Raw genomic sequence first — 11819 nt, 5'->3', positions numbered from 1 at the left:
GTCGCGAAACCCTGTTTAAGATCAACTGAACAACCCTTTGAGCGATCAAAGGTGACCGGAAGTGTTAGTCGCACTTCCGGTTTTTTTATGTTGGTTGACCTGTTGTGTTAATTTGTTTTTTTTATTTCAGGCATAGTATTTTTTATGTTAAGGCATCACAATGAGCCGCCGGCCTTCTTCCAGCCGGAAATGCACCTCTGCACTTTCCAGTCCTGCCAGCACATCCGAGAGCTTTAATGACCGGCTCATTTCTCCAAAGAAGTGTATATCCGGAACATTTCCTTCATATACCACCTCCAGGTTGTACCAGCGTTCCAGCTGCCGCATCATCTCTCTTAAGCCCACTCCTTCAAAATTGAATAAGCCGTTTTTCCAGGCAATAGCTCTTTCTACATTGGCATCCGGGCTTACTTTCAACTGGTGATTCTCCCAGCGTACCTGTTGCCCCGGTTTTAAGATGACCGGCTGGGATGCTTCATGGGTAAGGGATACGCGAACAGCTCCTTCTATTAAGGTAGTCGCTATATTTTGTTCGTTCGTATAGGCGTTTACGTTGAATCCGGTTCCCAGTACGGCCACTTCCAGTTGTTTACGCACCCTTAATTTAAACGGTTGGGTTGCCTGTTGTGCTACTTCGAAATAGGCTTCCCCCGTGAGTTCCACCAATCTTTCTTTGGAGGTAAATGCCACCGGGAATTGGAGAACGCTGCCCGCATTCAGCCATACCCGGGTGCCGTCCGGCAATACCACTTTAAACTGTTTGCCGTTGGGCGTAGTGATGGTATTGTAAGCTGTGGCTTCCGTGCGGGTGCTACCGGGCGTGTATTGTAGCCCGTTATCCTTCAGCACTACGCGGGTATTGCCCTGGGTGGTGATTTCACCGTTACCCATACTATCCAGCACCACCTTTGAGCCGTCTGCCAACGTTAATATGGCACCATTGCTGCCAGGAGCGGCATCCGGTGTGGCCTTTGCAGCCATTCCGGACGGAGGCTTTTGCTGCTGGTAATGATTCAGCAGGTAGGCGGCCGTTCCCAGCATAAGCACTACCGCTGCTGCCCAGCCCCACTTGTGCAGGAAGTGGATGTGGTAAACCGGTTTGCTCACCGGCTCTGAAAGCTTATCGGCCTGCAGGATCTTGTCGGCTACTGACATCCAGTGGGGATAATCGTATGCCGGCAGTGCTGATTCTCCTGATGCTTCCAGCAGCGACTCCACCTCGCTAATGGTATCGCTATCCTGTTCTACCAGGGTAGTGAGTTCCAGCAGCTCTTCTGTGGTGGCCGTGTGCTGGACTAACCGGTCCAGTAAATATTGTAATCGGGTGTTCTGTTCCATTTAATGTGTGGTGAATACAGGTAAACGAAGCCCTTTATCTCCCTCTCTCTATTACCAGACAATTGAGCGGGAGAATGGTACCGAAAAAAAAGAAAGTTTTTTTACGCTATCCAAGAATATCGATGAATAGGGCCAGCAGCAGGGGGTAACCGGCTTTCAGGAGGGATTGGCGAATACTTTTCAATGCCATCACCAGCAGATTTTTGACCGTGCTGATGGCCAGCTGCATGTGTGTGGCAATTTCCGCGATGCTCAATCCCTGTTCTCTGCTGAGGCGGTAGATCTGTTGTTGTTTTTCGGGCAACTGCGCCACTGCTTTGTTGACCAGTTTCAGCAGCTGCTGAAAGTCGATGGTGTCGGAAACCGGGATAGCGCTTTCCGGCGCTACCGCATCCATTACTTTGTCCCGGATCGTTTGGCGGCGGACATAGTTCACGGCCAGGAAAAAGCAGATCTTCCTGATCCAGGCGGCAGGATGGGTTACTTCCGCGAGCTGGTCGCGGGTGAGCCATATTTTTAAAAAAGTATCCTGCACCAGGTCATCTGCCACCGCAGTAGATCCCGTAATACGGGCTGCCATGGCCAGCAGCCGTGGTGCATGCATTTCAAAAAGACTCCTGAACGCCGCTTCATCACCGTTGGCGAGGCGTTTATAAAGGTCAGGAGCATCAATAGAATGACCGTCGCTCAATTAAATGATATTTTATTATACTGGCTATGAGATGGCAATAAAAACAGACAGGCGATTCGCCGTAGTTTGATTGATATTCACATGTTGGCATTATGTATCAGACAAAATAACAAATGCGGAGACAAGATAAAATAATAATGCTGAATATTAGCCCCCCATTGTATCAATCGGTGACTATTTCTCCACTTCCTTACCAGCCACTCCCAATGGGAGCTGACGCAGGTACCCAGCACCGCCAAACTGGTGAAGCAATAAAATCGCTTATTTATTATTGAAAACGGATAGCAGGTAATATCATCCCTGCTATCCGTTTTTTTTGAAATATTATAACAACCGGGATATCTCCGGATGTTTAACTCAGCGTAAACCGCAACACCACAAACGCTTTATCAATTGGTGTTGCCATGCTTTGTATACTTAGCTTCCAGTCTTTGATAGCATCTGCCGGTTCCGTAAGCGCGAGGCTTTTTAATGCGCCTATAGGCTGACTATCCGTTAATGGAGCACTATTTAAAGAAAAGATGGCCGTCTGATCACTGGATACCAGGAAGAAATCCTGCACCACCAAATGCTTCGAAGTATAGGTAGCGTAATAAGGCAGGAAGTTGGTCAGCTTGCTGAGGTCCATCGTATTGTTGCCGGACGCATCTTTTATGGTCATCGCCTTATGCCATTCTGTAGGCAGATCGTGTTTCAGGTCCACAAAAATAAACAGTCCTTCTTCTCTTGCCAGGTCATCGGTTTTTTTAATGAAGTTGGTGACACTCTTTGTCGCAGCAAGTTTCAGCCGGTCGCCTCCCTCTACAGCGGTGTAGCGGATAGAAATAATAATGTCGGTAATGGTATCATAATCGAATTGCTGGAATGTAGGCAGCTCAAAACGCCACTTGCTGATCACGCCGGCACCTTCAAACGGCAGGTAACGCTCATCTTTAAAATTTAATTCAAACATACCGCTATCATTTTGCCCGGAACTGGCGGCAATAGCTGAAATGGGCACCATGAATTTCATAAACCGGTCATCACTTTCATCCGTCTTTTCCGGATAATTATTGGTGGTGGCGAGGGCAGAATTTCTGAAGGTATGATCCAGCAAACGCAGCGTGGCATTTAAGCCGGTATATGGACCGGCAATACAAGGAACAGAAATGGATACCGCCTTGATCCTGCGTTTATAATGTCCGGGATAGTCCATATCAAAAATGTATTCCGGTATGGAGAATTCACAGAAACCATTTTCCTTCAGCGACAATAACGCCAGTGGATTTAGCTGCCGGATAGAAATATGTTTATTGATTTCATAATCATATCCCCGGTTTTCCTGGTAAGCGGCTTCCAGTTGTTTTAAGCCCACATACAGTTGTTCACCGGCCAGTAAACCATCATGGCTGGCATCCCAGTAGCCGCTCTGGATAAAGCTGGTGGACGACAGGCCCCGTTCGAAGCGATATGTTTTCTCGGCTTTTTGCGCAATATCGTAGGCTACACTATATACCTGCCGGTACAAGGTTTTCAGCTTTCCTTTCATCCAGGTATACAGTTCTGCGTTTGAATATTTATTTTTCAGGAAGTCTTCTATTTCCTGGGAATTATCTATTTGCTTTTGCTGATTGATAATATCCTGGTTTGCCATGGCAATCCTTATTTGCTGCGAGGCGATCTGTTTATCGATCTGTTTGATTTCATAACCTGCAGCATTGGCCTGCATCACCCGTTCCTGCAGGGCGCGTTTAAAGCCTCCTTTCTTGGCGGCGCTGGCCGACTGGTACGACATATAGTTGGCGGTCATCTGAAGGGCCTTAGACATGGTTTGTGCAGCCTGTCCTAAATTGCTGCCACCATAGCTGGTGCCTACACCCACGCCGAAGGGCTCTGCTGCCCCGGTAATCATCGGGATGGCAAATAATATTCCGGCGATGACTTCCGGCGTGCCAGCGGCCAGTTGGAAGCCGGCAGCCAGCGAGGCCATGTTCATATCTTCCTGTTCGTAAGCAATTAATTTCAACCCACTGTCATCTATTGGTGTTTCAATGGCATTGGCGATTTCCGAATAGTCAGTATCTATGTCAGGTACTTTTCCGGCATCTTCACCGATGAGCTGCAAATAATACTGCATGCGGTAAACAGGAGATTTACGGTTTTGCTGTAATCCTTCCAGAGCGCTCAGTGCTTCATCTACCTGTTTTTTCTTGATTTCCATCTGCAGGTTTTGCATCACACCTTCATGTTTTGCACGAATGAGTGATAAAGATTCATTGTCTCCTTTTTCAATAGCAGACAATATTGCGGCGCCAAGTGATTTAAGTTCATTGCATAATTCCAGGGCCTTTTGCAACAGGTAAAAGAAACGATAATTAGGCATAGAAGTGTTGAGGTCATTCAACACGGCGTCTATACTTAAACCTTGTGCAGCGGCATTTACCAGCAGGGCCGGATCAATCGGTGGCTGGAACAGCGGCAGTATCCGGAATACCCCTTCTATATTTTCGGAATGCCGGATTTTAAACAGCCTGTCGTCCAGTGTATCCCAATATCCCATGAGGGTAGGGTTGTTGGGAATACAGAAGTAGAGGGTAGAAGCAAACCCAAAAATGTTGGCGTATTCAATTTCCTTCTGCGCATTCACCACTCCCGGCGCGATCAGCTGATTACTAAAGGGTGCCACCAATTCCAGTTCTACGATGGCATTGCCAAAGGCATCCCATTTGTTCAGCAGGGATTTATAGGTTTGCGGCTGAATTTTGCCGCGAACAGGAATAAAGGTAGGACGCTGTCCCAGTATATGATATGCCAGGATATACATTTGTGTGGCCTGGTTAATACTTTCTATACTATCCTGGCGGAATAAATAATCTCCCCACGCCACGAGGTTATCAATGTATTTCATGACCACCCACTTCATATATGCTACGGGACGATTACGGGCTACTACATGCGGCATAAACGGATGGTTGCGCCATTCGGTCATGTCTTCTCCGGCAGCAGTATTTGCCTGTAGTTGATTGAATATTTTATCGAGAATACTTTTTGAATCTATTTCTTTAAATGGTGCAAACTGCCAGAACCTGGTATCATCCTTACCTTTGGCCATCGGGTTAAATACATAATGGTACCATTTCATGGCTTCCTCAAACTGCTGACCTTCACTCAGCGCATTGGCCAGCATCATGGGCGCATGGAAAAACAGCTCCCAGTTGTAGAGGGAGTAGGGGCGCTTCAGTTCATGATACGTTTGTACCTGCTGGTTGGAATAGGCGCCAAAAGTATCGCCTTTGTTGATAGCGGGAGATAAGTTAAAACCAAAGAAACTGGCTACATCCGGGAGGTTGATGTTGCCCAGCAACTTGCTGCTAAAAGGATGATTGAAATTATTGGTCCCTGGTAAGCCATTCGATAGCTCCACCAGGTCCGGCGACTCAAAATAGATATCTTTATTGACTCTTTTTTTATCGGAAGAAGCTATTTGCCAGGAATACAAATCTCCTTTCGACTGATTGAAGAAATCGATCGGAATTGCTTCTGTGGTCACCGGGCTGGCATTGTTGATGACATTGCCATTAAAACTGAATGCTCCTCTGAAGGTACCGTCACTGTCGTATTTATCATCCACATTGATCAGCACATGATCGGGATATACTACTGGTACAAATTTAAAGTACTCTATATCCTGCATAATACTGATGGGCGCAGAATTGAAGAAGTCACTTCCAATTTGTTTTTGTGTCCATTTACCATTCTGGTATTCACTCCAGCCCATTTTTATTTCATAGTAGTCAATAGGCCGGTTATCGTTGGAAGAAGTTTTAGCCAGGTCATTAAAAGTTGTACTTCCGTTTTCCGCCGGTTTTGTTTTTTTGATCATCTGTGGGAAGAAGATCAACAGGCGGTCGTTCCAGACTACTGGTATGAGGAAACAGCCATTCGTATTTCTTGTCCGGGTTAACAGCCCCATAAATATCCCGGTAAAGTTATCTTTATCCCAGCTTGTTTGTATGATTCTTCCTACGGCGGTTCCATCAAGGGCAGGAACGTGGATGGAGATTTTTTTAAGGACACCGATGGTATTTACGTTGCCTTTCCACGTATAACTGCCACCTGAAAAATCAGGCGTGTTGGGCAGATAACCTTTAATACTGCAATGGGTAAGATAGAAATGGGTATAGGGTGATTTGTATTTGTGCGTACCCGAAACGACCATTAAAATTTCTTTATCTGTGATATCATAACTGGGAATATCTATCTGCATTTTCTCCCAGGGATACCAGTTGCTTTCCACCAGGTCGAGGTAACGATAGTAGAAGAAGAAAGGCGTATTACGTGTACGGGAAAATACATGGAGCTTTGCCCCGGGCGACCATTGGTTGCCCGTTGGGGTGCCATCAATATAAAATCCCACCACTTCCATGTTCGATATCTCGTGTATTTTATAGAGATAGGATTTCAGGGCATCGGTAATATTTTGTTTATTGATATCTTTTTGAAGTAGTTCGCTTTCCAGTTCTTTGAAGAAAGCGCTTTTGTCGTCCCGGAGATCACTTTCAATCCAGTTTTCGGGATATAAAAATACTTTCCGGTTGGCTTCCCATACGCGGTAGCGCTGCATCCAATCCCAGCGGTCGCGGTCAAGGATGTCATTGGAGATGCCTGATTTGTCTGCTTCCAGTCCAAGGAAGCAACGTTGTATAAATAATTGTACGGATGATATGGCCTGTACTATCCGGGATGTTTCCATCACAGCATCCATCTGCACATCAATCAGGAAATATTCAAAAAGACCATTGGCATCCGTTACGCCCCAGTTCTGTATTTTTTCATCTACCAGCAAATAGCCGATGAGTGCATCTTTTTGATGGTTCCTCAGCAGATCGTTAGCAGGTTTGATGACCTGTTCCCAATCCGTTTGTTTGTATTTGGCATGAATAGCTTTGTTAATGCTTTCTGCAATCGTATGACAAACAGAGAAGGTGGCCCCCGGCTGTGCCCAGTCAAATAGCTGGTCCACATCCATTCCTATTTTACTGGTTACACCAATGGCCTGCTGCAGGGTGAGTAAATTGATTTCGTTTTTGAAATATACCGGATCGTTCCAGTTAAAATGTGCAGGCGTTATCAGCTTACCGATAGCAATTTTATCCCACAATGTTAATGCGGCTATTTTGGGAATCAGCTGCGTCTTGTCTATGCCGGCTGTGCCAGTCCATTGCAGGAATTCCAGCAAATTGGTACCGGTTGGCGGCAGTGAATTGCGCAACCGGGTATATGTTTCCAGCCGCAGCCACTGGGTAATATCGGGGGCATTGAAGTCAATACCGAAATCGGGCACATTTTCAAAAATATAGTTGACTTCATCTGCACTGATACTAAATCCATTAATGAGTATGGCCGCTTTTATCAGCAGGGTATAGGCGGCGCTGGTACTGTTGCTGGCAAAATCAGGTAGTAAAACGGCGGTAGGAATAGGTGCGGGCATCGCAGTAGCCGTTTTCCAGCTCAGGTCTTTTAAAGAGCTATCCAGGTCGTTTACCTGGAAGGTGTAAATTTTCCCTGCCAGCAATTTAGTAGGTACCGACCACCATTCATTGGTAGGATCATCCTGCTGTACAAAAGGAAGTGCTGTGTTACCCAGCAATATCACCGGCGCCACTGTTGTGCTGCCGTTTTGCACGATGAACGTCACTACACTGTCGGAAGCTGGAATGAGAAAGCCATTCCAGCCGGTGGCAGCAGGAGCGGTGCTGTTTTTAATACTTTCAAATACGTTGTAAACCGATACCGGTGTGGGAATAGCGGGTACCTTTAAAATGGTGGACACCAGCAAATCTGTTACAGCCAGGTCCATCCCCGTTTGATCCGACAAGCGGTTGATGATAAAGCTGTGATATAACTGTTGACGGAGATAAGGCAGAAAAACATTCAGAAAAGCGAGTCGCTTTACCGGTGCAGTATTGGGGTCGGGGAGTCCATCTATCATCTGGTCGGCGGTCACTACTTTATCGCCCTGCAATAAAATACTTTTGATCGAATCACATACACCTGCTAACAGTAGCTTAAATTGTTTGTCCTGTTGTTTGGTGATGCGGTCCATAGATGGATCCCAGTTGGGATCAATACTCAAATCATTAAACGCGGTGATTTCTCCGGGGGTAAGAACGCCCGTTACCTGGATACGACCATTGGCCCAGTCATAAATCAGTTTAGTCCTTAACGAGAGCAGATCGGCAGATGGTGGGCTGGCAATGAGGTCATTTTTACTATCAAGACCATCGCGGGCGGTATCAAGATGTACAGGCACATTGGTGCTGAATACATTGGTGCCATTCAGGATACCCATGATGAGCGTTACTTCCGCCTGGTTATATAATAAACTGACTTTCGATTTTACCAGCTCGTTCGACGCCTGGTTTTGCAGATCGGCCTGTTGGTCATCGGGAGAAGCGGTAGGGTCGGCAGCCACCAGATCCGGGTTCGCGGTATCAATTCCATTCAGGCCGTCATATATGTTTTTGGCCAGTTGAAGAATGGTGATGAGGGCGGGCGTAAACGGCTTTTTAGTATTATCAATGTTATGGAGAATATAATTCAGTTGCCGGTAATCAAATCCCGCATCATCCATTTTTGTCCAGTTGTTGATGAAGGTGAGTGTTGCATCCGCACTGGTGAATGGATCGCCGAAAATGGGCCATGCTGCAATGAAATCCGGCATTCGTAAGCCTACTACTTTTGCGAGTAAAGTATACCGGTAAATAAAAGAAATGTTGGACAGTGTCAGATTCACCAGGGTAGGATGCTGGGTGAGGATTGCATTCAAATCATCTGAGGATAGATTGAATGCGGACATCAGCACCGGGATGTGATCTTTAATAAGAATGGGGGTGGTCAGGTAATTGCCGTCACTATCCGGTTGGAAAACGGTGTCTTCTCCGGTAATGTTATGTGTTAGCAGCAGGCGGGCATACAGCGAAGGATCGCCTGCGGTGCTGATATTGCTCCAGAAGGAGAGTAGCTTTATCAACTCCAGCCCGGTGAGGTCCAGTAATTTTTTTACGGCTACCAACTCATGAATGAGTGCGGTGTTAATGTTATAATGGAGCCATACCTGTAATTGTTTGTTTTCGCAGCTGCAGTCGTCTACACTTTTACGCTGGCATTCAAGCGGATCAAATGTGTTGCCGGCAGTGTAAGACAAACTCATGATGGCTTTGTCTGTTTCATCGATGCTCCATTCCAGTTTACGCCACAGGCGGATAAAGCGGTGGAAGCGATCGTATTCCGCTTCCGTAACAGGGGAGCCATCTAAATGAATCATCACCGTTTTTGAAATGTCGCAGTCGGCAGTAAAATCGACCCGGCTGAATTTGTTGTTCTGGAAATGGCCGATGGTTTTATTATTCAGTACAACTGATCCTGTTAAGCTTTTGAAGCTGTCATTATAAGATTTGTATTCCCCTTCAAAGGTGATGATACCTGTTTTGCAATCTATCGTTGCCATGCGGATAGATTGTTTTCTTTCTTCTCTGTACAACACACAATCCCGTATTTCAAATTGTATGGCAGATGGCGCCACCGCTGCGGCTACATTGTGGGTGGGGCTATTCACGATCAGGGTGCCATTGATACAATGACAGCCTTCATCGAGCACAATTATTTTTCCCACTTGTTTAAACGAACAAATCAGCCAGTGTTCTATTTCTTTGAGATCTACCGGTCGCTCCCGTTGTTTCGGCTGACAAGGGTCAGGTGCTGGTTTTTTAAAGTCCAGCCCTTTTGATGCCGCCCATTTTTCAGGATTGTGGATGGCTTCCAGTTGTTCTTTTAACGACAGCGTCATGAGGTAACGATAGCTGAAGGGCAGGCTTTCCATAATGGTCAATGCCCTGCCTTCCGGCATCATAAAATTCAGGAACCTCGTTTTCAATAATGCCACCAGCTCCGAATACTGAATGCCTGTACGTGGCAGTAGTTGTCGCTTTACAAATTGGAGTCCCACCATTGTTGCCTCATTGGTGCTGAGCATCTCTGCGGTATTGACAGCGGTGGTTTTGGACGGATCGTCATAGCCGTAGTAGTCGCAAACAGGCTTCACCTGGATGGCATCATGGTATATCTTCGCGGTGTTAGCATGATTGCATTGGATGTCCCATTGATTTCTGCTGACGAAAGCTTCCTTTGTCAGGATGATGTATTCATCCTGGGTAATCTTTAAATATTCAGCATCCGTGGCACGGGTAAGGTATTCAAGATGATATTGATCCAGTTGTACATTCCTGGCTGCAGTAGGATCCGGGTCGGGGCTGGCGACATCCGCGTCGCTGCCTACCGGATCAGGTGTGGCCGTAGCATGGATTTGCCGGGGTGAGCGGAAGGTATCCATTAATTCGTAGCGACTGGTTTGCAGGAACTCCAGGTAGTTCCGGATCACATCAATAGGCTGATGATAGGGTAAGTTAAACGGGTATACTGCTTTTGATAAGATCGTGTAGGCGTGATAGTTAGTATGCTGTGGCTGGGCCAGCAATTCGCTGCTGGTTTCGTTGGACACATTGAATGCCTTTAATTTTTTTGGATCATTGTACACCGCATATTGCTCCATTACTTCATTTACCAGGTCTACGTAAGGCAGAATGGTATTGGTGTTGGCGCAGGTGAGCTCCAGGCAGCCGAGGTCCGGGCGGCGATCAAATAGTTTTTGTAAGGGTGTTCCTGAAATATCTGCCGGGTTACTTTTTATTTTGATGGAAGGATCTGCGCCGGATTCTTTTTCACTTAGGTTGTTATTCCTTAAGTATTGCAGCAGCTCCACAAAGTAAGAAGCTGCGCTGTATACGGACGTACATTCGCCACACTCGCAGAAGTCGGCATCTGCAAAAAGGGCATTCCAATCCAATGGGCTGGTGGGTATGGTGTTGGTAGTGGCCTGGCTGGCTGCATTGATTGATTGATCAATTAAAGCGATGCCGGTGCCACGCATGGTTTCTATGGCAGATGCCATGGCTTGTTCTCCGGTTACCCGTCTTGCCATGGCTGCTTCATGGATGCTGGCCGCTGTGTTTTCATCCAGGCCATTGGCCGTCATCATGTTGGTGAACTGCTGCCGGGGCATTTCACTGATGCTTAAGCCGGTGGTGAAATTAGCGGATATTAGCGCTGGTACGGCTTCCGGAGCCGGGCTTACCCGAACTATTCTCTGTAATGATTTTAAATCGTTTTTTACTTTTTCCTGATCATCCGGAGAGACATCTTTTAATACATCTGCCTTATTCAACAGATCATAAACAGGATGCGACCGGATATTAAAGTCCGGATTTTTTTCCAGTATCGTTGCGGTAGTGGCGCCGGAGGGGGTATTTAAAAGGGGGACCTCCGGATCCTTCACCATGTTAACTACCACTGCTGTTGGCTCGTGCTGAAAAAGACGAGTATGCAACGCTTTTGCGAAATCTGTTTTATCTGTGCCTGCAGGTATTGCATCATCCGGAATGCTGTCGGCCAGGGAAGTTTGATTGAAGCGGAGCGCAATATCCCGCAGGGTATTGGTGGCAGCATCCTTTTGGAATTTGTCTACAATGTGCGCGTTGTTGCCCGACCAGGTGGCCAATGCAGCAGTAAACTGCAACTTGTTCAATAGTTCAGGAGTAAATGCTTTATCTCCTTCCAGGGTGGATATAGCAGCTTTCGCGTCCCCGTTATGGGTTGTTAGCAGCGCTGTAAAAGTGCTCAGTAAGGCTTTGTCATTGCCGAAATCAGCATGAAAAAGATGGGTGGAATCGCTTTTGGGGGCTATCATGATAGT

3 protein-coding genes are annotated in these 11819 nt (G+C 46.6%); all 3 read right to left on the bottom strand.

Features of this window, described 5'->3' with window-relative positions:
- Nucleotides 1–147 precede the first annotated feature (147 nt).
- The 3 genes from AC1DP6_RS18765 to AC1DP6_RS18755 all read right to left on the bottom strand — a co-directional run bounded on the left by AC1DP6_RS18765 (nucleotide 148) and on the right by AC1DP6_RS18755 (nucleotide 11813).
- On the bottom strand, nucleotides 148–1338 hold the full coding sequence (locus AC1DP6_RS18765) for a FecR family protein (protein ID WP_477056193.1): 1191 nt from the start codon (nucleotides 1336–1338) through the stop codon (nucleotides 148–150).
- A gap of 106 nt (nucleotides 1339–1444) precedes the next feature.
- On the bottom strand, nucleotides 1445–2029 hold the full coding sequence (locus tag AC1DP6_RS18760) for an RNA polymerase sigma factor (RefSeq protein ID WP_477056192.1): 585 nt from the start codon (nucleotides 2027–2029) through the stop codon (nucleotides 1445–1447).
- A 352-nt stretch (nucleotides 2030–2381) separates the two neighbouring features.
- A complete protein-coding gene (locus AC1DP6_RS18755; RefSeq protein ID WP_477056191.1) occupies nucleotides 2382–11813 on the bottom strand; it encodes a Tc toxin subunit A-related protein in 9432 nt (3143 codons plus the stop codon).
- Between the last annotated feature and the right edge of the window lie 6 nt (nucleotides 11814–11819).

The sequence above is a fragment of the Chitinophaga sp. 01L420 genome (assembly GCF_056399985.1).
Note: the sequence above shows the minus strand (reverse complement) of the source record. Positions and strands in the feature narration are given on the sequence as shown.

What these genes read in the sequence shown, in the direction of transcription:
- AC1DP6_RS18755 (WP_477056191.1), bottom strand. Translation starts at nt 11,813, where the DNA reads ATGATAGCCCCCAAAAGCGATTCCACCCATCTTTTTCATGCTGATTTC.
- AC1DP6_RS18765 (WP_477056193.1), bottom strand. Translation starts at nt 1,338, where the DNA reads ATGGAACAGAACACCCGATTACAATATTTACTGGACCGGTTAGTCCAG.